This is a genomic window from Accumulibacter sp. (assembly GCF_023806635.1).
Taxonomy (GTDB): Bacteria; Pseudomonadota; Gammaproteobacteria; order Burkholderiales; family Rhodocyclaceae; genus Accumulibacter.
In genome coordinates this window covers 39,345-62,439 of sequence record NZ_JAMTDQ010000041.1, presented here as the reverse complement: position 1 = coordinate 62,439, position 23,095 = coordinate 39,345, and the positions used below count along the sequence as shown (strand labels likewise).

The following is a 23,095-nucleotide window of genomic DNA, read 5'->3' as shown; positions in this document are numbered from 1 at the left end:
CGGGGCCCGGCGATCGTGCCCGGGCGTACCGAGCCGATCGAGTCGCTGCAGATCTTCAAGGGGATCAGTTTTCCCGCGGCGATCCGCTTTAGTCAGATCCTCGTCACCGGACCGCCGGGAGCCGGCAAGAGCACGCTGATCACGCGCCTTGGCGGCTGGTCCGAGGAGGGCTATGTTGACCTCGGTCGGAAACACTGGTGGCGTTCGGACATCCTGGCGGTGCGCCCGCGCGAGATCCACATCGGCCTGCCATTCGTCGGCATCGGCGAGGCGGTTTCGGTTTTCGACCCGCAATTGCTCGATCGTGACCCCTTGCCGGTGGTGGACTCCGGCCGCATCATGCTGCCGCCGCGCAAGCGTTTCCTCTTCACGGTCGACTGGTATCGGCGTTACGTCTTCGAGTTCCTCCTGCCGCCCGCCGGTCTGGTCTTCGAGAGGCGCCAGATCCGCGCGCGGCACAGCACGCATCCGGTGGACGCGCAGCTCAGTCTCGCCATCTGTGAGGCGCAACGCGAGATATTCTGGCGGCTCGCGGCGTTCATGCATGCCCAGGGGTTCCAGGTCTACATCCGCGAGGGGATCGAGAACCCGCCCCTGCGCCTGGTCGATCCGGCGACTGCGCCGTGAACACGATTGCCACACGTCGACCGCTGACGCTGCACGGTCTCTGGCTGCGCTTGAAGGCGATCGCTGCCTGGCTGGGTTTCGGCTGGGGTCATAATCTCAGGATCGGCGATACCTATCGGCTTGGCAGCAGCAAGGTACGCCTGCCGCTCGACAGTGGGCCGATCGAGATCAACCTCGGAATGAACGACAAGCGCCTGCATCTCTACCCGGAGGTCCGCCTCGACGAGCGCGGCAGGGCGGTGCGAAACGGCAACTTCGTCATCGTCGATCCGAGCGCGCATCCCGGCAGGATCGGCGGCTTTCTCCGGCTGACACCCAAGTCCTGGGTATCGCTGGGCTCGGCCGATGCGCTGCAACACGCCGTCTTCGACTATCCGGAGGCTGTCGACGACGAGCATCTGGTCGTCATCCACAGCCGCGATGCCCTCGTCTTCCGCAACCTGAGCGACGCCGGCACAGCGATCGGTCCGGCGGTGGCCGATGTGACCGCCGCGCGCGGCAGCCGTTTCCGGCGCCTGCGCCAGATCCTTGGCGGGCCGATCGGCCTGATGCCGGCGGCCGATGCCCTGGCGCTGATCCAGGAGGTGAACGGGCTGATGCGGCAGGACCCCTACCGTCCGAGGAACGATCTCGGAACGCCAGGCGGCCTCGTGCTGCTGCCCCGATCGGTGACGCCGATCCTCGTCGCCGACATGCACGGGCAGGTCGACAACCTCCTCACCGTGCTGAGCCAGAATGCCTTCCTCGACGCGATCGAGGAAGGCAGTGCCGCGCTGATCATCCTGGGCGACGCGGTGCATAGCGAAGTGGACGGACAGTTGCGCGAGATGCAGAGCTCGATGCTGCTGATGGACCTGATCTTCCGCCTCAAGCTGCACTTTCCGCGACAGGTCTTCTACCTGCGCGGCAACCACGACTCGTTCTCCGAGGACATCGCCAAGGACGGCATCCCGCAGGGGCTGCTGTGGGCCAAGGAACTCGGTGACCAGCGCGGGACCGTCTACCTGCGCGCCATGGAGGAGTTCTATCGCCAGCTGCCCTACGTCGTTTCTTCCGACGACTTCGTCGCCTGTCACGCGGCAGCGCCCAAGGCTGCGGTCAGCCTGCCGATGCTGGTCAACGTGCACCGTCACCCGGCGCTGATTCTCGAGTTGATCAACAACCGCCTGCGGCGTCCGAACCGGCCGCAGGGCTATGGCCGCAGCGACGTCAAGCGCCTGCGTCGCTCGCTGCAGCTCGACAAGCACACGCCGTTCATCGTCGGCCACACGCCAATGGATCGCGAGGGCACCCTCTGGCTCAACGTCGACGGCATCACCAACCATCACGTTCTGTTCAGCGCCCATCCCGAGCATGTCGCGGTGTTCACCCGGGTGGAGGGCGTGCTCTTGCCGCTGGTCTACCCGGTCGACGCGGTGAGTTCGATCATCAACGGGCTGGAAGACGAAGATGCCAGCCAGGTCGTGCGCAGATCGTCGCGAGCAGGCCGCGATGCCAGGGTGCGAGTGAGCGAGTGACGCGCCTCGGTCCCGCCTGCCTGCGTGCCCGTGGTGGCTGCCACAGCCACCGGAAAGCAGCACAGGATACGTTTCTTGAGGTATTGCGCCGATGAACTGGTTTCATGAACTCGGATCGCTCGAGCTGGCCGCCTTCGTCGTCGGCGTCGTCACGCTGCTGTCGATCACCGGCGTCGCGCTGGTGGCGCCGCGCGTGCGCTCCTCGCGGCTGCACGAGCACTTCGACAACGGCACCATCGCCGGCCTGCTGTCGGCGCTGATCGGCGTCTACGCGGTGGCGGCCGGCCTGACGGCCGTGGCGGTCTGGGGCAACCTGGTCGATGCCGGCAGCGACGTCAGCCGCGAGGCGGCAGCGATCGCCGTCCTCTACCACGATCTCGGCGGTCATCCGCCGGCGGTCCGGCAACAGGGGCGGCGGGCGCTGATCGCCTATACCCGCTACGTCATCAACGTCGAGTGGCCGATGCACCAGAAAGGCGAGCTGCCGCGCGATACCTTGCGCATCATCGAGAAGGCGCAGCAGGCGATCGTCTCCTTCGAGCCGGAGACGGAGGGGCAGAAGATCGTCCAGGTACAGGTGCTGCGCTCGTACAATCAGCTCCTGCAGGCGCACTGGCAGCGACTGCAGGCGGTGCGCGACACGGCGCTGCCGGCGGAACTGTGGATCGTCGTCATCCTGCTCGGGGCGATCGCCATCTCGTCGTGTTTCCTGCTGCGCGTCGACAGCTTCGTCATGCATGCGACGGTGACCCTGCTGGTGGCGGCGCCGATCGCCCTCGTGCTCTACTTCATCGCCGTCAGCGACCACCCGTTCCAGGGCGGGATCAACGTTTCGCCGGCGCCCTATCGCCAGGTGCTGGAGAAGATGCTGCTGGTCGCCGAGATCGAGGCCGAGGAGAGCGCCGAAGCCGCTGCTGCGGGGGCTGCGGAGCCGGCGAAGTGAGCATCGCTGGCGGCGGCGGCTGGCGGCGTCCGACGATGTTCAGTTGCGGCCGAAAGGGAAAGCCATCACTTCCTGCAGCGAGTCGGCGCCGAGCGCGAGCATGAGCAGGCGGTCGAGGCCAAGGGCGACGCCGCTGCACTCGGGCAGGCCACTGCCGATGGCGGCGAGGAAGTCCTCGTCGATCGGCACCGCCGGCAGCCCCAGTTCGCTGCGCCGCTGCAGGTCGGCGGCGAAGCGGGCGCGCTGTTCGCCGGCGTCGAGCAGCTCGTGGTAGCCGTTGGCGAGTTCGATGCCGCGAAAATACAGCTCGAAACGCGATGCCACCGGCTGGCCGTCGATATCGTTGCGCAGGCGGGCGAGCGCCGCCTGCGACGGCGGATAATCGATGACGAAGCAGAGTTCGTCGCGCCCGAGATGCGGTTCGATCGCCTGGCTCATCAACAGCTCGAGCCAGGTGTCGCGGTCGGCATCGTCGAAGGCAAGCTCGCCGTGCTCGCGGGCCGCCTGGCGCAGCGCCGCGGTGCTGCAGCGGAGCGGGTCGAGACCGAGGTGGCGGTGGAAGAGGTCGCGGTAGCGGTGGCTGGCGCAGCGCACCTCGCCGAGCGCCAGGCGGGCGACGCTGGCGACCTCGGCCATCAACTGCTCCGGCGTGAAGCCGACGCGATACCATTCGAGCATGCTGAACTCGGGGTTGTGCCGGCGGCCGATCTCGTTGCCGCGAAAGACGTGCGCGATCTGCCAGATCGAGCCGCTGCCACTGGCCAGCAGGCGCTTCATCGCGTATTCGGGCGAGGTCTGCAGATACCCGTAGCCGGCGACCTCGATGCTTTCGAGATGCGGATCGGTGACCGTCGCCGGGCAGAGCTGCGGCGTGTCGACCTCGAGCAGCCCCTGCGCCGCGAAGTACGCACGGATGCGGGCGACAATCTCCCCCCGCCGCCGCAGGTTGGCGAGCGGCGCGCTCGCCTGCCAGGCGGTCCGGGCTGGCATCAGGCGGCCGCCGCGGGCTGCCCGCAGGCAGCGGCGGCGAGCCGGCGGCCGCGGCGCCGTTGCCGCTGCGCGCGGCCGCCCGCAGTCGCCTTGCGGCCGGCGGCGATCAGGACTTGACGCGCGAGACGTACTCGCCCGAGCGCGTGTCGCACCGGATGATCTCGCCCTCGTTGACGAACAGCGGTACCTTGACCGTGGCGCCGGTCGACAGGCGGGCCGGCTTGGTGCCGCCGGTGGCGGTGTCGCCGCGGATTCCGGGTTCGGTCTGGACGATCTCGAGCTCGACGAAGTTCGGCGGGCTGACGGCGAGCGGCGCGCCGTTGTACAGGGTCACCGTGCAGGTGTCCTGCTCCCTCAGCCAGAGCGCCGCATCGCCGACGGTGGCGCTGCTCGCCTGGTGCTGTTCGAAGTTCTCCGGTTCCATGAAATGGAAGAACTCGCCGTCGTTGTAGAGGTACTGCATGTCGCGGTCGATGACGTCGGCACCCTCGATCGAGTCGCCGGACTTGAAGGTCTTTTCCCAGACGCGGTTGGTCTTCAGGTTGCGCAGCTTGACGCGGTTGAAGGCCTGCCCCTTGCCCGGCTTGACGAACTCGTTTTCGAGGATGGTGCAGGGATCGCCCTCGAGCATCACCTTCAGGCCGGATTTGAATTCGTTGGTAGAATAGGTCGCCATTGGATTTCCTGATGAGACGGTCAACATCGATGAAGGGCGCCATGATAGCGCGAAGCCCGGCCGATGGGCAGGGGACGGACGTCGGAGAACCCTGGCAACGGGCGATGCGGACCGTCATCGGTGATGTCGACGAACTGCTCGCCGTTCTCGGCCTGGCGCGGCGCGATGTCGACATCGACGACGCGCAGGCTTTCGCCCTGCGCGTCCCGCGCGCCTTCGTCGCCCGCATGCAGCCGGGCCGCGCCGACGATCCGCTGCTGCGCCAGGTGCTGCCATTGCGCGCCGAGCGCCTGCCGCTGCCGGGTTTCTCCTGCGATCCACTGGCCGAGGCGCAGGCGGTTCGCCAACCGGCGCTGCTGCACAAGTTCCACGGGCGCGTGCTGCTGATCGTCAGCGGCCATTGCCCGATCCACTGTCGCTACTGCTTTCGCCGCCACTTTCCCTACGCCGCGGTGCGGCCGGCGCGCGCCGAGTGGGAGCAGGTCTTCGCGTGCATCGCCGGCGATCACTCGATCAGCGAGGTGATCCTCTCCGGCGGCGATCCGCTGTCGCTACCCGACCGGCAACTGCAGTGGCTGATCGGGCGCCTCGCCGCCATCCCGCAGCTTCGCCGGCTGCGCCTGCACAGCCGGCTGCCGGTGCTGATCCCGGCGCGCGTGACGTCGCGACTGGTGCGGCTGCTCGGCGACTGCCCACTGCCGGCGAGCCTTGTCATCCATGCCAACCACGCGCAGGAACTCGACGAACAGGTCGCCGCCGCGCTCGCGCCGCTGCGCCGCGCAGGCGTAACGCTGCTCAACCAGTCGGTGCTGCTGGCCGGGGTCAATGACCGGCTCGACGCGCTGTGCGCGCTCTCCGAGCGCCTGTTCGCCATCGGCGTGCTGCCCTATTACCTGCACCTGCTCGACCGTGTGGCCGGCGCCGGGCATTTTGCCGTGCCCGCTGAACGTTGCCACGAGCTGTACGCCGGCCTGCTCGCGCGCCTGCCCGGCTACCTCGTGCCGCGAGTCGTTCGCGAAGTGCCACAGGCGTCGTCGAAGGTGCCGCTGCAGCTCGCACTCGCAGTCGCCGGCTGAGCCGCTGCCGGCGCCGCCGCCGCGGTAGCCGCGCCAACTCCAGCCAGTGCGCGCTGCAGCCGCTCGCGCATGCGGCGCCAGTGGCTGCCCTGCCAGTAGACTCGCTGGCAGCCGGGGCAGCGGTGAAAGACATCCATTCGGTCACGGACGCGCTCGGGCAGCGTGTGACGAACCAGTTCGCTGGCGACCGGCAGCAGCCCAGCATTGCAGACCAGGCAACGGGAAAAGGGCTGCGCGCTGCGGGCAAGGTCGAGACGGGCGACGGTCTCGCGCAACTGCAGGTCGGGCTGCTGCGCATGGACATGGCAGCCATGGGCGATCGCGCGCCGCTTCAGCAGGTCGCGGTCGCGCGTCAGCACCACCCGGCCCTCGGCCTCGGCGAGGCGCTCGATCTCGGCGTCGGCCAGCCGGTTGCCGTAGACCGTGTCGAAGCCCGCCAGGCGCATCAGCCGCGCGAGTGCGCCGAGATGCGCGTCGGCAACGAAACGGGCGGCGGGCAGCGGCGGGCGCAGACCGAGAGCAAGGAAGGCCGGATACACGGCGACCCGGTCGTCGGCGCACAGCCGCCGGTCGAAGCCGACCGGGTCGCCATTCACCAGGATCAGCGCCACCTCGGTATGCGGCACGCCGCAGGATTCGATCAGCTGCCGGACCGGCACGTCGGCGGCGCACGCCAGCGCGCAATCCCGCTGCCGGCGATCGGCGGCGAGGAAATCATTCAGTTCGGCGTAGAAGCGCAGGTTCACCACGAGGCAAACAGTATAGCGGTACCGCCGCGTCACGTCGCATCGCATCATCGAGGCCGGTCACGCGGTGTCGGCGGCGCGGATTTGAGGTATCTTGGCCGCATCCTGCAACCTCTCCGCAACCGGGATCCAGACATGAAAAAAAGAGCTGCCAGTGAGCCTTTCGAACAGATCAGCCCGCGCGTCCGCAGGCTCCTGCTGCGTTACGGCCTGACGACCGTCGATGAAGTCGTTGCCTCCCTTCGCTGCGGCCAGCTGCACAATCTGCCCGATGTGGGCCGCCTGGCGGTCGAGGAGGTCGAGAATGCCTTTCTCGCCCGGCCGCTGCGTCAGCCGTACGCGAGCGTCGATCCTTACCGCACCGCCGATCGCTCGCTGATCCGCGAGCTGATGCATCCGGCCATTCACGGCAACCGCCGGCAGAGCCTGGCCGAAGCCACCGTTGCCGCCGGCGCGACCACCCTGTTGCACCGGCATCTGCTGAGCGAGGAGATTTACCACGTCACCGCCGGCGAGGGGGAGATGGTTCTTGGCGCCGAGTCGTTCGCGATCGGCCCCGGCGACACCATTTGCATCGCGCCGCGCACCCCGCATCGCGTCAGCGCATCGATTAGCGGTCCGCTGGTGCTGCTGTGCTGCTGCTCGCCTGCGTACGCGCATGACGATACCGAGTTGCTCTGATGCAGGGGATGCGGGCGGTCGTGGCGGGTCGGGTGGCGTGGCGAAGGATCGTCGCTCGGCCGACGCGGGTCGAGCGGCGTCGGTCGCGTGGCGGGTGGAGGGAAGCGGCGGATTGCTTGCCTGAGGCCTCGTGAGCCCAAGGAAAAAAGGCACCGCCGTGGCGGTGCCTTTGTCTTCTGTCGTCCGGGAGCCGCCTAGAACCCGGCGCCCTTGATCGACTTCAGCCCCTTGTAGGCGGCCTTGCTGCCGAGTTGCTCCTCGATGCGCAGCAACTGGTTGTACTTGCAGACGCGGTCGGTGCGCGACAGCGAACCGGTCTTGATCTGGCCGGCGCCGGTGCCGACTGCGAGGTCGGCGATGAACGAGTCCTCGGTCTCACCCGAACGATGCGACGAGATGACGCCGTAGCCTGCCTTCTGGGCCATGCGGATGGCGTCGAGGGTTTCGGTGACGGTGCCGATCTGGTTGACCTTGATCAGGATGGCGTTCGCCGCCTTCATGTCGATGCCCTGCTTCAGCCGCGTCGGGTTGGTGACGAAGAAGTCGTCGCCAACGATCTGTACCTTGTCGCCGAGGGCCTTGGTGAACTTGACGTAGCCTTCCCAGTCGCTCTGGTCGAGGCCGTCCTCGATCGAGACGATCGGGTACTTCTTGCACCACTCGGTGTACTTGGCGATCATGTCGTCGTCGGTGAACAGCTTGTCCGGGTTCGACTTCCAGAACTTGTAGCCCTGGCGGCCACCCTCGTCGAACAGTTCGGACGACGCGCAGTCGAGGGCGATCGCGATCTGCTTGCCAGGCTTGTAGCCGGCGGCGGTGATCGCCTGCATGACGACTTCCAGTGCCTCGTCGTTCGACAGGTTGGGCGCGAAGCCACCTTCGTCACCGACAGCGGTGACGTGGCCGCCCTTCTTGAGGATCGTCTTCAGCGCGTGGAAGACTTCGGTGATCCACTGCAGGCCCTGCGAGAAGCTCTCGGCGCCGACCGGCATGATCATGAACTCCTGGAAGTCGATCAGGTTGTCGGCATGCTTGCCGCCATTGATGATGTTGGCCATCGGCGTCGGCAGGACGAAGCTGCGGTTCTTGTGCAGCTTGCCGATGTACTTCCACAGCGGCAGCTTGCTGACGTGGGCGCCGGCCATGGTGATCGCCATCGATGCGCCGAGGATCGCATTGGCACCGAGATTCGCCTTGTTCGGCGTGCCGTCGAGGGCGATCATCGCTTCGTCGAGTTCGCGCTGGTCGAGCGGGTTCTTGCCCTTGAGCAGTTTGGCGATGCGCGTATTGACGGCGGCGACGGCCTGCAGCACGCCCTTGCCGAGGTAGACCTTCTTGTCGCCGTCACGCAGCTCGCAGGCCTCGAACTCACCGGTGGAGGCACCTGAGGGAACGGCGGCGCGGGCGAGAAAGCCATCGTCGAGGATGATGTCGACCTCGACGGTCGGGTTGCCACGCGAATCGAGAATCTGCCTGCCGACGACCTTGCTGATCTTGGTGAATTCCGGGGTGATGACGGGTTCCGCTTCGACTGCCTGTTCGACTTCTTTCGCTTTCTTGACTTTATCGGCTTTTGCCATGATCGAGCTCCATAGGAGTGGTTTGGTGGAAAGTGCGCGGAAAGGCCCTGAAAGCGATCATACCGAATTAAACTGAAGCCGTACAATGCTTCTGGTGGGGATAATTTCTTTTGTTATCAGAGCCGGGCCGCAGTGGGGCGGTGGCTGCACAGCGCGCCGGCCGGCGCCACCAGTCCGGTGCGTTCACTCGGCGTCGCAGCCGGTCGCGTGCTGCGACGCCGACGCTCCACGCGGGCAGCGTCCAACTGCCTGGGGCGCCGCCCGCGGGTCGGCTGCCTACGCGATGCGGACCTCGACCTTGCGCGGTTGCGCGTGCTCGGCTTTCGGGATCGACAACTTGAGCACGCCCTGGTTGAATTCGGCCGCCACCTTGCCGGCGTCGAGTTCCTTCGACAGCGTGAAGACGCGCCGGTACCGCGGCAGGCTGACCTCGGCATGGCTGGCCTCCATGCCGCCGGGCATTTCGAGGTCGATCTCGCCCTCGATGGTCAGCGTGTCGGCCTCGACCTGCAGGTGCAGCTTGTCCTTCGGAACGCCCGGCAGGTCGGCATAGAGGGTGATTCCAGAGGCGTCCTCGATGACGTCCACCGGTGGCAGCAATGCGGCATCATCCGCGACCGACTGCTTCTTGACGGGAGTGGTGTCTGACATGTTCGTTCCTCCTTACTGAATGGTGATGCGGCGAGGCTGGGCCGACTGCTTGCGGGCGATGCTGATGCGCAGGACGCCATCGCGATAGCGGGCGTCGACGGCATTGGCGTCGATGTCGTCGGGCAGCGTCACGACGCGCCGGAAGCGGCCGGCGAAGCGCTCGTCGATGTGTACGGTCGCGGCTTCTGCGGCCGTCGGCAGTTTGCGTTCGCCGGCGACGGTGAGCACGCCCTTCTCGATCTGCACCTCGAGTGTCGCCGGGTCGATTCCCGGGGCGAAGGCGTAGATCTCGACGGATTGCGGCGTGCCGCCGACGTTCATCGCCGGGAAGCCGCCACGGGCGATGCCACGGATGCTTGGCGAGAAATGGAAGGTCTGCTGCAGTTCACGTTGCAGACGGTCCAGTTCGGACAGGACGTCACGGGGAAAAAGCGAGCGATAGATCATGATGAATCCTCCATCGGTTGGTCGGGAGCGCCGGGAGTGGCGCTTGTGGACCAAGTTGGGGGCGGCAGGGGAAAGTTCAATATCTTGATTTCCACGACAAAGGCGACTATCTATGGGGTTGCGGCCCGTGCCGCTGTTCGACTCGAGGATGGTGCATGGAATTCAAGGACTACTACCGGATTCTGGGCGTGCCGCGTGACGCGACGGCGGAGGACGTCAAGAAGGCCTTCCGCAAGCTGGCGCGCAAGTATCACCCGGACGTCTCGAAGGAGGCGGATGCCGAGGCACGCATGAAGGAACTCAACGAGGCCAACGCGGTGCTCGCCGATCCCGAGAAGCGCGCCGCCTACGACCAGCTGGGCCGCGGTTACCAGCCGGGGCAGGAATTCCGGCCGCCACCCGACTGGGATGCCGGTTTCGAGTTCTCCGGCCGCGGCTTTTCGCCCGGCGAGGCGGCGGACTTCTCCGATTTCTTCGCCGAGCTGTTCGGCGGCATGGCTTCGCGGCAGGGTTTCGGCGGTGCGCAGCGCGGCCGTTTCGCGGCGCGGGGCGAGGATCATCACGCCAAGGTGCTGCTCGACATCGAAGACGCGTTCACCGGTGCCACCCGCCAGGTCAGCCTGCGCGCGCCGCGCAGCGACGCACAGGGGCGGCTGACGCTGGTCGAGCGAACGCTGAACGTGAAGATTCCGCAGGGGGTGCACGCCGGGCAGGTGATCCGCCTGGCGGGTCAGGGTGCGCCGGGGCTCGGCGGTGCCACCGCCGGCGACCTGCTGCTCGAGGTGCAGTTCCGGCCGCATCCGCGGCTGCGCGCGCATGGCCGCGACCTTCACCTGCGGTTGCCGGTGGCGCCGTGGGAAGCCGCGCTGGGCGCGGTCATCAGCGTCGATCTGCCGGGCGGCAGCGTCAGGCTGCGGATTCCGGAGGGGGCGCAGAGCGGCCGCCAGCTGCGCGTGCGGGGCAAGGGAATTCCGGCGGCACAGGGCGGGGCGGCGGGCGACCTGCTGCTCGACATCGAGGTCGTGGTGCCGCCGGCGACGACGCCGCAGGCGAGGCAATTCTATGAACGGATGGCGCGTGAACTGGCTTTCGACCCGCGCCCGGAAGAGAGGGGGTGAGCCATGCGTGAAGACGAGATCCTCGTCGGCAGCCTGATGGAGAACAGCTGGCTGACGCTCGAGCAGGTGGCCGCCGCCTGCACCGTCGACCCGCAGTGGCTGCTGCGCCATATCGAGGACGGACTGTTTCCGCACGCCGAGAGCGTTGCCGGCGTCTGGTGCTTCTCGAGTACCAGCCTGCGCCGCGCAAGACGCATGCGGCAGCTCGAGCGGGACTTCGACGCGGTGCCCGAGCTCGCGGCGTTGATGGCCGACCTGCTCGAGGAACTCGACGATCTGCGTGCCCGCGCCGCTTGCGGGGTGCCGCGCTGAGCAGCATCGGCTGCGGCAGGAGGCGGCGAGCACGCCGGTGGTTGGGGAACGACGCCGGGGGGCAGGAGCGAGGCCCGGCGACGCGCGGTTGCGGCAAGTCCTAAGCCCGGTTTAAGGAAGTCGCCGTAAAGTCGCACCCGTGCTTGCGGTGGCGGCCCGCGATGCGGGCAGCACGGCGAGTCGCGATTTTCCCCCTCTTCAACCTGACCGTGAGACCCAAAGAATGAACAAGCCTGCCGCATACTGCTCCGCCGCCCTCCTGATCCTTGCTGCCGCCTTCAGCGGCAGCACGCTCGCCTACGACAGCAAGCCCGCCGCTGCTGCAGCCGCACCAGCCACGCCGGCGGCTGCCGCTCCGGCTCGTGAAATCACCAAGGAGCAGGCCGTCGAGATGGCCCTCAAGGCGCATCCGGGTGAAGTCACCAAGGCCTACCAGGACAGCAAGAAGGGCAAGCAGACCTGGGAAGTGAAGATCAACGGCACCGACGGCAAGAAGTGGGAAGTGCACTACGAGATCAAGACCGGTGCGCTGGTCTCGGAGGAGAGCAAGTAATTCCCGCTCCGCCTGCCAATCGCGGCAGGCACCGGCTTCCCTGTCCATCGCGGGGCAGGGAAGCGCTGCCGGAGGATCCCCATGACCGTCAACGATGCCGACAGTGTTCCCGTCTGGGATCCTCTGTTGCGGCTCTTCCATTGGACCCTGCTGACCGCCTTCTGTCTCGCCTGGTTTTCCGAGGGCGAGTGCTTCGAATCGTTCGCCGACCGCTTCGACGGCGAACTGATGCAGGCGCTGCATGTCTGGGCCGGCTACACCATCGCCGGCCTCCTGCTGTGGCGCCTGCTGTGGGGCTTCGTCGGTCCCCGTCACGCGCGCTTCGGCGACTTCGTCTTCAGTCCGCGCATCGTCCTCGGCTACCTGCGCGATGTGCTGACGCTGCGCGCCCGGCGCTACCTTGGCCACAATCCGGCTGGTGGCGCGATGATCGTCGCCATGCTGCTCGGCCTGCTGACCACCGTTCTCAGCGGTCTGGCGCTGTACGCGGCCGACAAGGGACTGGGACCGTTGGCTGCCTTCTTCGTCGACAGCAGTGAGGCGCTCATCGACGGCATCAAGGAGACGCACGAGGTCGCCACCGACGTGACCCTGCTGCTGATCGCCGGGCATCTTCTCGGCGTCGTCTGGGAGAGCGTGCTGCATCGCGAGAACCTCGTGCGAGCGATGATCACCGGTCGCAAGCGCGCCTGAGAGCGGGCCTTCAGGCGGCTGCGGGGAAGCGGACGCAGCCGCCTGCGCGCTGCCCGCGAGCGGCGATTGACTTCGTTCACCGGATGCGAGGATACTCTCGTCAGCGAAGCTGGCTTTCTCAACGACGTCGGGGTGCGATGATGGCAATACTCAAGGAATTCGGCGAACTGCTGGTCAGTCCACGGCCCGGGCAGGGGGCCGGGGTCGTCAACGAGATGCGCGAGGGGACGGTGCAGTGCCTCGGTCCGCACGGTCTGCACCGCATGAGCTACAGCGAATGGGGCGATGCCACCAATCCGCGCGTCCTCATCTGCGTCCACGGCCTGACGCGCAACGGGCGCGATTTCGATGTCCTGGCGAACGCGCTGGCCGGTGACTACCGCGTCGTCTGTCCCGACATCGTCGGTCGCGGGCGCAGCGATCGGCTGCCCTTTGCCGATGACTATGCGCTGCCGGTTTACGCCAACGACATCATGACCCTGATCGCTCGCCTCGAGGTCGATACCGTGCACTGGCTGGGGACGTCGATGGGCGGTCTCATTGGTATGTTCCTGTCGAGCCTGCCGGGATCGCCGATCAGGCGCATGGTGCTCAACGACGTCGGTCCGGTGATCGCGATGGATGCGCTGCAACGGATTGGCGAGTACCTCGGCAAGGCACCCGATTTTCCCGACCTTGCCGCCGCCGAGGCCTACGTGCGGGTCGTCTGCGCGCCTTTCGGCAACCTCACCGATGCGCAGTGGCGTTACATGGCGGTCGTCGGAACGCGACGCAAGCCCGATGGCAGCCTCGAGATGAACTACGACCGGGCGATTGCGCAGCCCTACCAGAAGGCCTATCTCGAGGCCAAGGACATCAACCTGTGGCCGATGTACGATGCCATCGGCTGCCCGACCCTGGTGCTGCGCGGTGCGCAGTCGGACATCCTGCTGCACGACACGGCAGCCGAGATGACGACGCGCGGGCCGCGCGCCCAACTGGTCGAGGTCGCGGGGGTCGGACATGCGCCGATGTTCCTCGACGAGTTGCAGGTCCGGATCGTCCAGGACTTCCTGCTCGCCGGACAGGGCTGAGCGACCGCGCGCGCAGGCGCGTGGCGCGTCTTGCCATCGATGAACCTGGCGCCTCTCCGGGCGCCACTGCAGCGCGGCGAAGAAGCTGGCCCAGTCGTGGCGGCGCGGCGATGGTCCGACGATCATGTCAGCACAGACTTCGTTGCCGGCAGGCGCGGCGCAAAAAAAAAACGCGGAACCGATGGTTCCGCGCTGTCGAATGTTGTCCCCGCGAGTGCCGTCAGGCCGGCATCCTGAACCTCGGTTCAGTTAGGTCACTTCCCTTCCGCATCAGGCACGCCCGACATTTTGGGGCGCACACAACAGCGGTTTCCATGGTCTGCGACCAATGCCAATTTGCATTGGTTCAAGGAATCTATGACCTTGACGAACACCGCAGGGAACCCTGCTGGAGGCCAGAACCGGCACTCACTGCGACTTCAGAACCGCGTCGAGTTCGGCTTCCATGGCGGAAATTCTACGCCTAAGCGCTTCCATGTCCAGACCTATTTCGGATTCAATTTTCTGATGTTGCGCAACGATTCCCTGATCAAGACCGAGGTGCTCGTGGGCGATGTTGAGGGCCGCCATGACGGCGATTCTCTCGGCGATGTTGTTCCGCGTCTTCTCGGCGATGTCGCGCATCTTGCCGTCGACGTAGCCGGCGGCGTCGAGCAGTGCGCCTCGCTGTTCGGGCGGGCAAGCCACCCGGTACTCCTTGCCGAGCAGGGTGATGTCGAGAAAACTGGTGTCGTTGGGCATCGTTTCGGGCCTTTCAGCTCTTGCCTTCGGGCAGTTGCCCGGCAAGCCGCTCAAGGCGGGCAGTGGCGGCCGCCATTCGCTCGGCGAGACTGTTCCTGTCGCTTTCCGCGACGGTGAGCTGCTCGCGCAGCCGTTCGTTCTCGCTGCGCAGGCTGCGGCAGAGGGCGATCACCTCGGTCACCTTGCTCTCGAGTGCGGTGAGTTCATTCAGCATGGGCCGGACTATAGATTCAACAGGCGCGTCCGGTCAAGGCGCAGATCCAGCCGGCGGTCGGCGGACTGGTCGGTGGGCCTCGCCGCGCCCTTCCGGGCCGGGATGGTCGCTCGCGGGCAGCCAGGCGATCAAGGTGGCGCAGGCATGGCGGGAATCGCAGGCCGTTGCTGCCGGGACTGCTTGCGGCGATACATGTCGGCGTCCGCGTGCTGGACGAGCGATTCGACGTCGCTGCCATCCTCGGGATACATCGCCAGTCCGACCGATGCCCCGGTGCCGGGCGCGGCCGCCGTCGGACCGACTGCCAGCAACGGCGCGCCGAGCATTGCCTCGATGTGGGCGCGGGCGCCTTCGGCGTCGTCGCGACTGTGTACGGCATCGAGCATGACGACGAACTCGTCGCCGGCATAGCGTCCCACGAGATCGCGACTGCGCAGCCCGGCGCGCATCCGCTGCGCCATTTCCTGCAGCACCCGGTCGCCGACGTCGTGACCGAAGCGGTCGTTGATGTGCTTGAAGTCATTGAGGTCGACGAACAGGATGGCGAAGGGGCGTGGTTCGGGCCGCTCCAGTTGCCGCGCCAGCCGTTCGGCCACCCGGCGCATGAAGGCCTCGCGGTTGGCCAGGCCGGTCAGGCGGTCGCTGAGCAGTTTCGTCTGCATGAGCCGGAAGCTCTTCGCCAGATCACCGATCTCGTCGCTGCGGGCGACGTCGAAGGCAGCATTGAGATCACCGTCGCCGACCCGCCGTGCCGCCAGTGCCAACTGCTTGAGGTCGTGGGCAACGACCGAGAGAACCATGAGGCCGATGACGATGGTCAGCAGTGAGGCGAACAGGGCAACGATGACGGTACGTTCGAAGTTCCTCGTCACCTCGGCAAGGAAATCGGAACGTGGCACGGCCGTGACGATGATCCAGTCGAGACCGGCGGCGTCACGGATGCGGGCGTATGCTGCCTCGACCTGCTGTCCTGCGGCAGTCTCGAAGACCACGGTGCGCGGCTGCACACCCTCGCCGGCATCACGCACCAGCCTTTCGATCGCGCGCTGCGCGGCGACGATCAGTGGATCGTCGCTGTCGCGGGCGTTGAGCCGCACATTGCTGCCGCTCGCGTCCTGCCGCAGGTGCGGACCCCGCGAGGTGCCGATCAGGTTGCCATCGGTCTCGACGACGTAGGCGATGCCGTTCGCGCTCAGCTTGAGCGAGCGCAGGAGGTCGTTGACATGCTGCAGCGAGAGGTCGGTGGCGACCACGCCCTGGAACTCGCCGTGCGCGTTGTTGACCCGGCGGGCACGGGTCGCGACGAGTTCCCCGGTCTTGAAATCGATGTAAACCGGGGTCCATGTGTGCAGCAGCGCCTGCTGGCCCGACTTGAACCAGGGCCGCTCGCGTGGTTCGAAAATGCGCGTCTCGCGCACCGGGTCGCGCAGCTCGCCGCTGATGCCGGTGAAGCGATGGATCGTTCTTGGGCCATCGCCGCTCGTTCGCAGGCGCAGTTCGGCGTCGCTCGCGGAATGTCGCCAGAGGCCGAAGAACTGGCCGTTGCGATCGCCGTAGTAGGCGTAGTTGTTGGGCTGACGATGCACCGAGGTGGCCAGCCAGAAACGCGTCCGCAGGTTGGCGAGGTCGTCGGCGATGTCGTCAGGGGCAGCGACGTCGGCTGGAAAAGCGGTATCGAGGACGGCGCTCGAGCCGGAGACGTGGTGTTCGACGGCCTGCGCGATGCGAAACACCATCTCCGAAAGCAACTGCTTTGAAAGGGTATCGACAGCGACCCGGCCGGCGGCGTAGGAGAGGGCGCTGATCGTCGCTGCCAGCAGCAGGACCAGGAGCACATACGGCAGCGTCAGCATCTGGCGTAGTGACAGGTATTGCAGCAGCTTCATCGACGCATGTCCTCAGCGGCAGGGTGCGAAGCAGGCGATGGGTGGCCGGCGAGGCATGCTGTGGCGGCACTTGCCCTCCTTCGCTTCGGCTCCGACGACATTGGCGAAACCTCGGCGATGACATGCCGGGCCCGCTGCCGGCCGCGCGCGGTGAGGCACGGATCAAGAGGCCGCCGGTAGCCCCACCCTCACCGCGTTGACCGGGTCAGCCGCCCTGGTCCTGGAGGGCGGCCTTGACGCTGGGTGCGTACTGGAAGTCGGCGACCAGGATGTGGTTGTAGAACCAGCCGTTGATCAGGTACTTGACCTCATCGGCGATCTCGTCGAGCGTCATCTGCTTGGCGTTCTCGAGCAGATCGAAGAGCATGCGGCGAAACTCGCCGTGCAGCCTCCGATGCGCCTCCAGCTCCGGATAATTGCAGGCGGCCATCATCTCCTCCTCTTCGCGGAAGTGGACCTTGACGTAGTCGGTCAGCATGACCAGCGATTTCAGGATCCTGATCTGGTCGCCGTCACCTGTGAAGGTTGCGGCCAGGTCGAACAACTGTCGATGTTGCGAATCGATCGTCGGCAAGCCCACCTCGATCTTCGCCGACCATTGGGCCAACTCAAAACTCATTGCCTGCTCCATTCAAAGTGGAATCCCCGACTGTGCGTCACGATGACCGTGCGCGGTCAACCGTCTCGATGCGCTCGCTGAGGCTGAGCCAGCGGTCCTCAAGCGGTGACAGTTCAGCGCTGAGCTGGTTCAACCGTTGGCCGAGTTCCGCCAGCTCCGCGGCACCTGCGGGCAGGCACAGGCCCGCCTCCAGCGAACGCTGTTCGTCCTGCAGGGCGAGCATCCGCTGCTCGACCCGTTCCAGTTCGCGTCGCAGGGCACGCAGATCGTTGGCCGCCATTTTTCCCGGCTTGGTGGCCGGCAACTCGCGGCCGGCCCGATCGCGCGCAGTTCTGGCGAGTTCCCTGAGGCTGTCCCGCCGTTTCTTCGCCTCCTCGAGCAGGTAGTGCTGGTAGTCTTCGAGGTCGCCGGCGAAGTCGCCGACGGCGCCGCGCGCGACGAGCCAGAACTCGTCGCAGACCGAGCGCAGCAGCGAGCGATCATGGCTGACGAGCATCACGGTCCCTTCGAACTCGTTGAGGGCGACGGCCAGTGCTTCACGGGTGGCCAGATCGAGGTGGTTGGTGGGTTCGTCGAGCAGCAGCAGGTTGGGTCGCTGCCAGACGATCATGCACAGCAGCAGCCGCGCCTTCTCGCCGCCGCTGAGCGTGCCAACCGGCTGACTGACGATTTCGCCGGCAAAGTTGAAGCTGCCCAGAAAAGTCCGCAGATCCTGCTCGCGCCCACTGCGGTCGGTCGCCTGCTTCTCCCTGGCCAGGCGAAGCATGTGCTGCAGCGGCGTCTCTCCAGGGCGCAGCACGTCCAGTTCCTGCTGCGCGAAGTAGCCGATGTTGAGCCCCCGGCCCGCACCGATGCTGCCGCCGGCACACGCGAGGACGCCGGCGATGGTCTTCACCAGAGTCGACTTGCCCTGTCCGTTGGCTCCGAGAATGCCGATCCGTTGGCCGGCCATGACCGAACGATTGACCTCGGCGACAACGATGTTCGCCGGCGTACCGGCAGCTGCTCCGGCCGGCGGTGGGTAGCCGAAGCTGGCATGGCTCATCACCAGCATCGGGTTCGGCAGGCTGGCCGGCTCGCCGAATTCGAAAGCGAAGTCGGCGCTGGTCAGCACCGGGGCGAGACGCTCCATTCTTTCCAGTGCCTTCACCCGGCTCTGCGCCTGCCGGGCCTTCGTCGCCTTCGCCTTGAAGCGCGCGATGAAGCTCTGCAGGTGAGCGATCCGTTCCTGCTGCTTGAGGTAGGCGTTCTGCTGCAAGTCGATCTGCTGTGCCCGGGTTTCCTCGAAGGCGCTGTAGTTGCCCCCGTAGCGGGTCAGCCTGGCATTCTCCAGGTGCAGCGTGACGCTGGTGACCGCATCGAGGAAGTCGCGATCGTGGCTGATCACCAGCATCGTGCCTGCGTAGCGCCTGAGCCAGCTCTCGAGCCAGACCAGGGCATCGAGATCGAGGTGGTTGGTCGGTTCGTCGAGCAACAGGAGGTCTGACGGACACATCAGGGCGCGCGCCAGTTGCAGGCGCATCCGCCAGCCGCCCGAGAAGCTGTCGACCGGCTGCTCGACTTCGCTCGCCCGGAAACCCAGTCCGAGAATCAGCGCCTGCGCACGCGCCTGCGCTTCGTTCTCGCCAGCGTCGTGCAAAGCCATGTAGGCGTGCGCCAGGCGATCGCCGTCGCCTGCCGCTTCGGCCCGGCGAACGTCCTGCCGCGCGGCCAGCAGTCGGCTGTCGCCGGCGATGACGAAGTCGGTGGCGCTCTCCCGGGTCGCCGGCATCTCCTGCGCCACCTGCGCCAGGCGCCAGCCGGCGGGGAGCGAGAACTCGCCGCTGTCCTCGTGCAGGCTGCCGTCGAGGAGCGCAAAGAGGCTCGACTTGCCGGCGCCGTTGCGGCCGACGAGGCCGACGCGCTCGCCGGCGTTGATCATCACCGAGGCGTTGTCGAGCAGGACCTTGCTGCCGCGGCGCAGGCCCAGGTTGCGGAGCGCGATCATCCTGCGCAGCGCCCGCCGGCCGGCGGGAGGGCTCTACCAATGGTTGGTTTCAACGGAAGATCACGGTCTTGTTGGCGTGTACCAGCACGCGGTCCTCGAGGTGGTAGCGCAACCCGCGTGCCAGCACGGCCTTCTCGATGTCCTTGCCGTAGCGCACCATGTCCTCCACCGAATCCGAGTGGTCGATACGAATGACGTCCTGCTCGATGATCGGGCCCTGGTCAAGGTCGCGGGTGACGTAATGGCAGGTGGCGCCGATCAGCTTGACGCCCCTCTGGTAAGCCTGGTGGTAGGGACGGGCGCCGACGAAGCTGGGCAGGAACGAGTGATGGATGTTGATGATCTGTCCCGGATAACTGTCGCAGAAATCGGCCGGCAGGATCTGCATGTAGCGGGCCAGGACCATCGTGTCGCCGCGCACCTCATCGTAGATGCGGCGGATCTCGGCATTCGCCGCCTGCCGGTTGTCGGCGTTCACCGGCACGCAGTGGAAGGGGATGCCGTGCCATTCGACCAAGGCCTTGAAGCGGTCGTGATTCGAGATGACGCAGGGAATCTCGATGTCGAGCTCGCGTGACTGCCAGCGCGAGAGCAGGTCGTACAGGCAGTGCTCCTGCTTGCTGACCATCAGCACGACCCGCCGCTTGACGGCGGAATCGCTGATCTTCCAGTCCATCGCCAGTTCCTCGGCGAGCGGCCGGAAGCGCTCGCGGAACTCGGCCAGGTGAAAGGGCAGAGAATCGGCTTTCACCTCCATGCGCATGAAGTAGCGGCCGTCACCGTCGCCGCTGCCGTCGTCGGCGTGGTAGCTGGATTCGAGGATCCAGCCCGCGTGCTGGGCGATGAAGCCGGAAACGCGGGCGATGATGCCGACCTGGTCGGGGCACGAGCCGGAGAGGGTATAGAAACGCCTTGCGTGCATCGCCGGTCAGTCCCGCCGGCTGCTGCAGGCGCTGAAAGCCGTGTCGATCGCCTGCCGCAGTTCGCTGAACGAGCGTGTGACGGGGAACTGCGGGAACTCGCGGATGACGTTCTCGGGCGGATGAAAGAGAATGCCGGCGTGCGCCTCGGCGAGCATCGCCGTATCGTTGTAGGAGTCGCCCGCGGCGACGACGGTGAAACGCAGTTCCTTCAGTCGCCGTACCGCCTCTCGCTTCTGGTCGGGCATGCGCAGATGGTAACGGACCAGCATGCCGTCGGCACCGGCTTCGAGGCTGTGGCAGAAAAGGGTGGGCCAGCCCAGTTGCCGCATCAGCGGGTGGGCGAATTCATAGAAGGTGTCGGAGAGGATGATCAGCTGGTAGTCCTCGCGCAGCCCGTCGACGAAGGCCCGCGCGCCGTCGAACGGACCCATGGCGGCGATGACCTGCTGGATGTCGGGCAGGCCCAGCCGGTGTTCGGCGAGGAGGGCGAGACGGTACTTCATCAGCTTGTCGTAGTCCGGTTCGTCGCGCGTCGTTCGACGCAGTTCCGGAATGCCGGTGCGGGTGGCGAACTCGATCCATATTTCGGGGACGAGTACGCCTTCGAGATCGAGGCAGACGATTTGCACGGCAGGCTCCCAGCGGACCACGGATGGCGTGAAGGCGCGATTCTACCAAATCCGCCGATGGTGGGCCTTCGCCACGCCTGACCGCCGTCGTCGGCAGGCGTCTGGCGTCGCAGCACTCGTGCACCCGCGTCTCGGTTTATAGTGGCGGCGTGCGTCGGCCGGCAGCCCTTGCCGGTGTCTGGGCGCGCGTTCGAAGGAGGAGGAAGGATGCAGGTCGGTGTCGCTTCATTGCTGTTGCTCTCGCTCGTGCTGCCCGTGGCCGCCGCCGCCGAGCCGCCGGAGGCCGCTGCGCCGCTGCCGCAGACGCTCGCGGAGGCGCAGCAGCAGAGACAGCGGGCCAAGGCCATGCGCGACCAGGCGGAGCGCGACTACAAGGCCGAGCAGGATCGCTGCTACTCGCGTTTCCTCGTCAATGATTGTCTCGATGAGGCGAAGAAACGCCGTACCGCGACCATCATCGAGTCGCGCGCCATCGACCAGCCGGCGCGCGACTTCGAACGTGCGGCGCGGCGGCAGGAAGTCGCCGACAAGGAAGCGCTGCGACACGCCGAGCAGCCGCGACGGGAAGCCGAGCAACTGCAGGACGGCGAGCGCCATCGCGCCGAGCAGGCGGAGAAGGTCGCGGCGCGCGAGCGCAAACTGGCAGAGAAGCAGCGGCAGGCGGCCGAGGGCCGGCAGAAGGCTGCCGCAGAGCAGGCGCGCAGACAGGCGAAACAGGAGAAGCGGGCGCGCGACGACGCCGAACGGGTGGCCAGGAAGGCTGCGCGCGAGGATGGCAAGCCGGCGGCGGGAGGCGGCCACTGAGTCAGTGACCGGCTGCCGCCTTTGGCCGAACCATGACGAACGGCTGGCCGGCGGCTGCGGCGGCTATAATCGGCGGTCGAATGACGCACGGATCTGTTGCCGATGAAGTATCACGACCTGCGCGATTTCATCGCGCAACTGGAAACGATGGGCGAGCTTCGGCGGATCGCCGTTGCCGTCGACCCGCGGTTCGAGATGACCGAGATCTGCGATCGCGTGCTGCGGGCCGGTGGGCCGGCGCTGCTCTTCGAGCAGCCGACCGGCCACGACATGCCGGTACTGGCCAACCTGTTCGGCACGCCGCGCCGCGTCGCCCTGGGGATGGGGCAGGAGTCCGTGCAGGCGCTGCGCGAGGTCGGCAAGCTGCTCGCCTACCTCAAGGAGCCGGAGCCGCCACGGGGCCTCCGGGACGCCTGGGACAAGCTGCCGGTCCTGCGCCAGGTGCTCAACATGGCGCCGCGCCTGCGCTCCTCGGCGCCGTGCCGGGAGGTCGTCTACGAGGGTCGCGACGTGGATCTGGCCCGTCTGCCGATCCAGTGGTGCTGGCCGGGCGATGCGGCACCGCTGATCACCTGGGGATTGACGGTGACGCGCGGGCCGCACAAGACACGCCAGAACCTCGGCATCTATCGCCAGCAGGTCCTCGGGCCGAACAAGCTGATCATGCGCTGGCTGGCGCATCGCGGTGGCGCGCTCGACTTCCGCGAGCATTGCCTGCAGCATCCAGGCCAGCGGTTCCCGGTCGCGGTCGCCCTCGGCGCCGACCCGGCGACGATTCTTGCCGCCGTGACGCCGGTTCCCGACAGCCTCTCCGAGTATCAGTTCGCCGGCCTGCTGCGCGGCAGCAGGACGGAAGTGGTGCAATGCCTGGGATCGGACCTGCAGGTGCCTGCCGCCGCCGAGATCGTTCTCGAGGGCTTCATCGACCCGCAGGAAAGCGCGCTCGAAGGTCCCTACGGTGACCATACCGGCTACTACAACGAGCAGGCACGCTTCCCGGTGTTTACCGTCGAGCGCTTGGGCATGCGGCGGCAGCCGATCTACCACAGCACCTACACCGGCAAGCCGCCCGACGAGCCGGCGATGCTCGGCGTCGCGCTGAACGAGGTCTTCGTGCCGCTCTTGCAGAAGCAGTTCCCGGAGATCGTCGACTTCTACCTGCCGCCCGAGGGCTGCTCCTACCGCCTGGCGGCGGTGAGCCTGCGCAAGCAGTATCCGGGGCACGCCAAACGCGTCATGTTCGGCATCTGGAGCTTCCTGCGCCAGTTCATGTACACCAAGTTCATCATCGTCGTCGATGAGGACGTCGACGTCCGCGACTGGAAGGAAGTCATCTGGGCGATGACGACCCGCGTCGATGCGGCACGCGACACGCTGGTCGCCGAGAACACGCCGATCGACTATCTCGACTTCGCCAGCCCGGTCGCCGGTCTCGGCAGCAAGATGGGGATCGACGCCACCAACAAGTGGCCGGGCGAAACCACTCGCGAGTGGGGCCGGCCGATCGTCATGGACGCCACAGTGAAGCGGCGCGTCGACGAAATGTGGCATCAACTCGGACTTTGACCGGCGGCGCCCGTGCCGGCGTCGGCACAGTGGCTCATCCCGG

25 protein-coding genes are annotated in these 23,095 nt (G+C 66.8%); 12 read left to right on the top strand and 13 right to left on the bottom strand.

The window, feature by feature from the left end; genetic code table 11:
- Positions 1–15: 15 nt before the first annotated feature.
- The 3 genes from NFW30_RS07130 (at position 16) to NFW30_RS07120 (ending at position 3,087) form a co-directional block, all read left to right on the top strand.
- A complete protein-coding gene (locus NFW30_RS07130; RefSeq protein ID WP_295353610.1) occupies positions 16–627 on the top strand; it encodes a serine/threonine protein phosphatase in 612 nt (203 codons plus the stop codon).
- Complete coding sequence (locus tag NFW30_RS07125; RefSeq protein WP_295353613.1) at positions 624–2,144, top strand: metallophosphoesterase; 1,521 nt, start codon at positions 624–626, stop codon at positions 2,142–2,144. The genes NFW30_RS07130 and NFW30_RS07125 overlap by 4 nt, the downstream gene beginning before the upstream one ends.
- A 91-nt stretch (positions 2,145–2,235) precedes the next feature.
- The gene (locus NFW30_RS07120; RefSeq protein WP_295353616.1) at positions 2,236–3,087 is read left to right on the top strand and encodes a DUF4239 domain-containing protein; all 852 of its coding nucleotides are present in this window, start codon (positions 2,236–2,238) and stop codon (positions 3,085–3,087) included.
- 39 nt (positions 3,088–3,126) lie between these two features.
- On the opposite strand, the gene epmA is transcribed toward NFW30_RS07120, so the two are convergent.
- Together epmA and efp are read right to left on the bottom strand one after the other, a co-directional pair.
- On the bottom strand, positions 3,127–4,077 hold the full coding sequence (gene epmA / locus NFW30_RS07115; protein ID WP_295353619.1) for an EF-P lysine aminoacylase EpmA: 951 nt from the start codon (positions 4,075–4,077) through the stop codon (positions 3,127–3,129).
- 106 nt (positions 4,078–4,183) lie between these two features.
- The gene (gene efp / locus NFW30_RS07110) at positions 4,184–4,753 is read right to left on the bottom strand and encodes an elongation factor P (protein WP_295353622.1); all 570 of its coding nucleotides are present in this window, start codon (positions 4,751–4,753) and stop codon (positions 4,184–4,186) included.
- A gap of 41 nt (positions 4,754–4,794) precedes the next feature.
- Between efp and epmB the strand changes: the two genes are divergently transcribed.
- The gene (gene epmB, locus NFW30_RS07105; RefSeq protein ID WP_295353624.1) at positions 4,795–5,829 is read left to right on the top strand and encodes an EF-P beta-lysylation protein EpmB; all 1,035 of its coding nucleotides are present in this window, start codon (positions 4,795–4,797) and stop codon (positions 5,827–5,829) included.
- On the opposite strand, the gene NFW30_RS07100 is transcribed toward epmB, so the two are convergent.
- Positions 5,745–6,623 carry a Mut7-C RNAse domain-containing protein gene (locus tag NFW30_RS07100; RefSeq protein WP_295353759.1) on the bottom strand — a complete coding sequence of 293 codons (879 nt, stop codon included), beginning with the start codon at positions 6,621–6,623 and terminating at the stop codon, positions 5,745–5,747. The two genes, epmB and NFW30_RS07100, sit on opposite strands and share 85 nt — an antisense overlap.
- Before the next feature lie 276 nt (positions 6,624–6,899).
- Here NFW30_RS07100 and NFW30_RS07095 point away from each other — a divergent pair, with 276 nt between their 5' ends.
- On the top strand, positions 6,900–7,256 hold the full coding sequence (locus NFW30_RS07095; RefSeq protein ID WP_295353761.1) for a cupin domain-containing protein: 357 nt from the start codon (positions 6,900–6,902) through the stop codon (positions 7,254–7,256).
- 194 nt (positions 7,257–7,450) lie between these two features.
- Here NFW30_RS07095 and eno read toward each other — a convergent pair whose 3' ends face one another.
- The 3 genes from eno to NFW30_RS07080 all read right to left on the bottom strand — a co-directional run bounded on the left by eno (position 7,451) and on the right by NFW30_RS07080 (position 9,934).
- Positions 7,451–8,836 (bottom strand): phosphopyruvate hydratase, encoded by a 1,386-nt coding sequence (gene eno, locus NFW30_RS07090; protein ID WP_295353627.1) that lies wholly within the window; start codon positions 8,834–8,836, stop codon positions 7,451–7,453.
- 276 nt (positions 8,837–9,112) lie between these two features.
- A complete protein-coding gene (locus NFW30_RS07085) occupies positions 9,113–9,487 on the bottom strand; it encodes an Hsp20/alpha crystallin family protein (RefSeq protein ID WP_295353630.1) in 375 nt (124 codons plus the stop codon).
- Positions 9,488–9,499: 12 nt separating this feature from the next.
- A complete protein-coding gene (locus tag NFW30_RS07080) occupies positions 9,500–9,934 on the bottom strand; it encodes an Hsp20/alpha crystallin family protein (RefSeq protein ID WP_295353632.1) in 435 nt (144 codons plus the stop codon).
- Between the two features lie 155 nt (positions 9,935–10,089).
- Here NFW30_RS07080 and NFW30_RS07075 point away from each other — a divergent pair, with 155 nt between their 5' ends.
- The 5 genes from NFW30_RS07075 to NFW30_RS07055 all read left to right on the top strand — a co-directional run bounded on the left by NFW30_RS07075 (position 10,090) and on the right by NFW30_RS07055 (position 13,683).
- Positions 10,090–11,052: a DnaJ C-terminal domain-containing protein gene (locus NFW30_RS07075; protein WP_295353634.1), complete on the top strand. Its 963-nt coding sequence runs from the start codon at positions 10,090–10,092 to the stop codon at positions 11,050–11,052.
- A 3-nt stretch (positions 11,053–11,055) separates the two neighbouring features.
- Positions 11,056–11,364 (top strand): chaperone modulator CbpM, encoded by a 309-nt coding sequence (locus NFW30_RS07070; RefSeq protein WP_295353637.1) that lies wholly within the window; start codon positions 11,056–11,058, stop codon positions 11,362–11,364.
- A gap of 223 nt (positions 11,365–11,587) precedes the next feature.
- Positions 11,588–11,917, top strand: coding sequence for a PepSY domain-containing protein (locus NFW30_RS07065; RefSeq protein WP_295353640.1), 330 nt, complete (start codon positions 11,588–11,590; stop codon positions 11,915–11,917).
- An 81-nt stretch (positions 11,918–11,998) separates the two neighbouring features.
- Complete coding sequence (locus NFW30_RS07060; RefSeq protein ID WP_295353643.1) at positions 11,999–12,610, top strand: cytochrome b/b6 domain-containing protein; 612 nt, start codon at positions 11,999–12,001, stop codon at positions 12,608–12,610.
- Positions 12,611–12,750: 140 nt separating this feature from the next.
- Positions 12,751–13,683 (top strand): alpha/beta hydrolase, encoded by a 933-nt coding sequence (locus NFW30_RS07055; RefSeq protein ID WP_295353763.1) that lies wholly within the window; start codon positions 12,751–12,753, stop codon positions 13,681–13,683.
- A gap of 408 nt (positions 13,684–14,091) precedes the next feature.
- Here NFW30_RS07055 and NFW30_RS07050 read toward each other — a convergent pair whose 3' ends face one another.
- From NFW30_RS07050 to thrH, 7 genes are all read right to left on the bottom strand, one after another.
- Entirely contained in the window at positions 14,092–14,424 is a 333-nt protein-coding gene (locus tag NFW30_RS07050; protein WP_295353645.1) for a cell division protein ZapA, read from the bottom strand.
- Between the two features lie 13 nt (positions 14,425–14,437).
- Positions 14,438–14,638, bottom strand: coding sequence for a hypothetical protein (locus NFW30_RS07045; RefSeq protein ID WP_295353647.1), 201 nt, complete (start codon positions 14,636–14,638; stop codon positions 14,438–14,440).
- A 128-nt stretch (positions 14,639–14,766) separates the two neighbouring features.
- Positions 14,767–16,524, bottom strand: coding sequence for a diguanylate cyclase (locus NFW30_RS07040; RefSeq protein ID WP_295353649.1), 1,758 nt, complete (start codon positions 16,522–16,524; stop codon positions 14,767–14,769).
- A 205-nt stretch (positions 16,525–16,729) separates the two neighbouring features.
- Positions 16,730–17,143, bottom strand: a complete 414-nt coding sequence (locus tag NFW30_RS07035) for a hemerythrin family protein (RefSeq protein WP_295353652.1) — start codon at positions 17,141–17,143, stop codon at positions 16,730–16,732.
- 37 nt (positions 17,144–17,180) lie between these two features.
- Positions 17,181–19,130 carry an ATP-binding cassette domain-containing protein gene (locus NFW30_RS07030; protein WP_295353654.1) on the bottom strand — a complete coding sequence of 650 codons (1,950 nt, stop codon included), beginning with the start codon at positions 19,128–19,130 and terminating at the stop codon, positions 17,181–17,183.
- A 49-nt stretch (positions 19,131–19,179) separates the two neighbouring features.
- On the bottom strand, positions 19,180–20,052 hold the full coding sequence (purU, locus tag NFW30_RS07025; protein ID WP_295353657.1) for a formyltetrahydrofolate deformylase: 873 nt from the start codon (positions 20,050–20,052) through the stop codon (positions 19,180–19,182).
- Between the two features lie 6 nt (positions 20,053–20,058).
- A complete protein-coding gene (gene thrH, locus NFW30_RS07020; RefSeq protein WP_295353660.1) occupies positions 20,059–20,682 on the bottom strand; it encodes a bifunctional phosphoserine phosphatase/homoserine phosphotransferase ThrH in 624 nt (207 codons plus the stop codon).
- A gap of 207 nt (positions 20,683–20,889) precedes the next feature.
- On the opposite strand from thrH, the gene NFW30_RS07015 reads away from it, so the two are divergent.
- Entirely contained in the window at positions 20,890–21,486 is a 597-nt protein-coding gene (locus NFW30_RS07015; RefSeq protein ID WP_295353662.1) for a hypothetical protein, read from the top strand.
- Positions 21,487–21,588: 102 nt separating this feature from the next.
- On the top strand, positions 21,589–23,052 hold the full coding sequence (ubiD, locus tag NFW30_RS07010; RefSeq protein ID WP_295353665.1) for a 4-hydroxy-3-polyprenylbenzoate decarboxylase: 1,464 nt from the start codon (positions 21,589–21,591) through the stop codon (positions 23,050–23,052).
- Positions 23,053–23,095 lie beyond the last annotated feature (43 nt).

Excerpts from the sequence above, each read along its gene's own strand:
- NFW30_RS07120 (WP_295353616.1), top strand. The coding sequence starts at position 2,236 with ATGAACTGGTTTCATGAACTCGGATCGCTCGAGCTGGCCGCCTTCGTC.
- epmA (WP_295353619.1), bottom strand. The coding sequence starts at position 4,077 with ATGCCAGCCCGGACCGCCTGGCAGGCGAGCGCGCCGCTCGCCAACCTG.
- efp (WP_295353622.1), bottom strand. The coding sequence starts at position 4,753 with ATGGCGACCTATTCTACCAACGAATTCAAATCCGGCCTGAAGGTGATG.
- epmB (WP_295353624.1), top strand. The coding sequence starts at position 4,795 with ATGATAGCGCGAAGCCCGGCCGATGGGCAGGGGACGGACGTCGGAGAA.
- NFW30_RS07100 (WP_295353759.1), bottom strand. The coding sequence starts at position 6,623 with ATGCGATGCGACGTGACGCGGCGGTACCGCTATACTGTTTGCCTCGTG.
- eno (WP_295353627.1), bottom strand. The coding sequence starts at position 8,836 with ATGGCAAAAGCCGATAAAGTCAAGAAAGCGAAAGAAGTCGAACAGGCA.
- NFW30_RS07085 (WP_295353630.1), bottom strand. The coding sequence starts at position 9,487 with ATGTCAGACACCACTCCCGTCAAGAAGCAGTCGGTCGCGGATGATGCC.
- NFW30_RS07080 (WP_295353632.1), bottom strand. The coding sequence starts at position 9,934 with ATGATCTATCGCTCGCTTTTTCCCCGTGACGTCCTGTCCGAACTGGAC.
- NFW30_RS07075 (WP_295353634.1), top strand. The coding sequence starts at position 10,090 with ATGGAATTCAAGGACTACTACCGGATTCTGGGCGTGCCGCGTGACGCG.
- NFW30_RS07070 (WP_295353637.1), top strand. The coding sequence starts at position 11,056 with ATGCGTGAAGACGAGATCCTCGTCGGCAGCCTGATGGAGAACAGCTGG.
- NFW30_RS07065 (WP_295353640.1), top strand. The coding sequence starts at position 11,588 with ATGAACAAGCCTGCCGCATACTGCTCCGCCGCCCTCCTGATCCTTGCT.
- NFW30_RS07060 (WP_295353643.1), top strand. The coding sequence starts at position 11,999 with ATGACCGTCAACGATGCCGACAGTGTTCCCGTCTGGGATCCTCTGTTG.
- NFW30_RS07055 (WP_295353763.1), top strand. The coding sequence starts at position 12,751 with ATGGCAATACTCAAGGAATTCGGCGAACTGCTGGTCAGTCCACGGCCC.
- NFW30_RS07050 (WP_295353645.1), bottom strand. The coding sequence starts at position 14,424 with ATGCCCAACGACACCAGTTTTCTCGACATCACCCTGCTCGGCAAGGAG.
- NFW30_RS07045 (WP_295353647.1), bottom strand. The coding sequence starts at position 14,638 with ATGCTGAATGAACTCACCGCACTCGAGAGCAAGGTGACCGAGGTGATC.
- NFW30_RS07040 (WP_295353649.1), bottom strand. The coding sequence starts at position 16,524 with ATGAAGCTGCTGCAATACCTGTCACTACGCCAGATGCTGACGCTGCCG.
- NFW30_RS07035 (WP_295353652.1), bottom strand. The coding sequence starts at position 17,143 with ATGAGTTTTGAGTTGGCCCAATGGTCGGCGAAGATCGAGGTGGGCTTG.
- NFW30_RS07030 (WP_295353654.1), bottom strand. The coding sequence starts at position 19,130 with ATGATCGCGCTCCGCAACCTGGGCCTGCGCCGCGGCAGCAAGGTCCTG.
- purU (WP_295353657.1), bottom strand. The coding sequence starts at position 20,052 with ATGCACGCAAGGCGTTTCTATACCCTCTCCGGCTCGTGCCCCGACCAG.
- NFW30_RS07015 (WP_295353662.1), top strand. The coding sequence starts at position 20,890 with ATGCAGGTCGGTGTCGCTTCATTGCTGTTGCTCTCGCTCGTGCTGCCC.
- ubiD (WP_295353665.1), top strand. The coding sequence starts at position 21,589 with ATGAAGTATCACGACCTGCGCGATTTCATCGCGCAACTGGAAACGATG.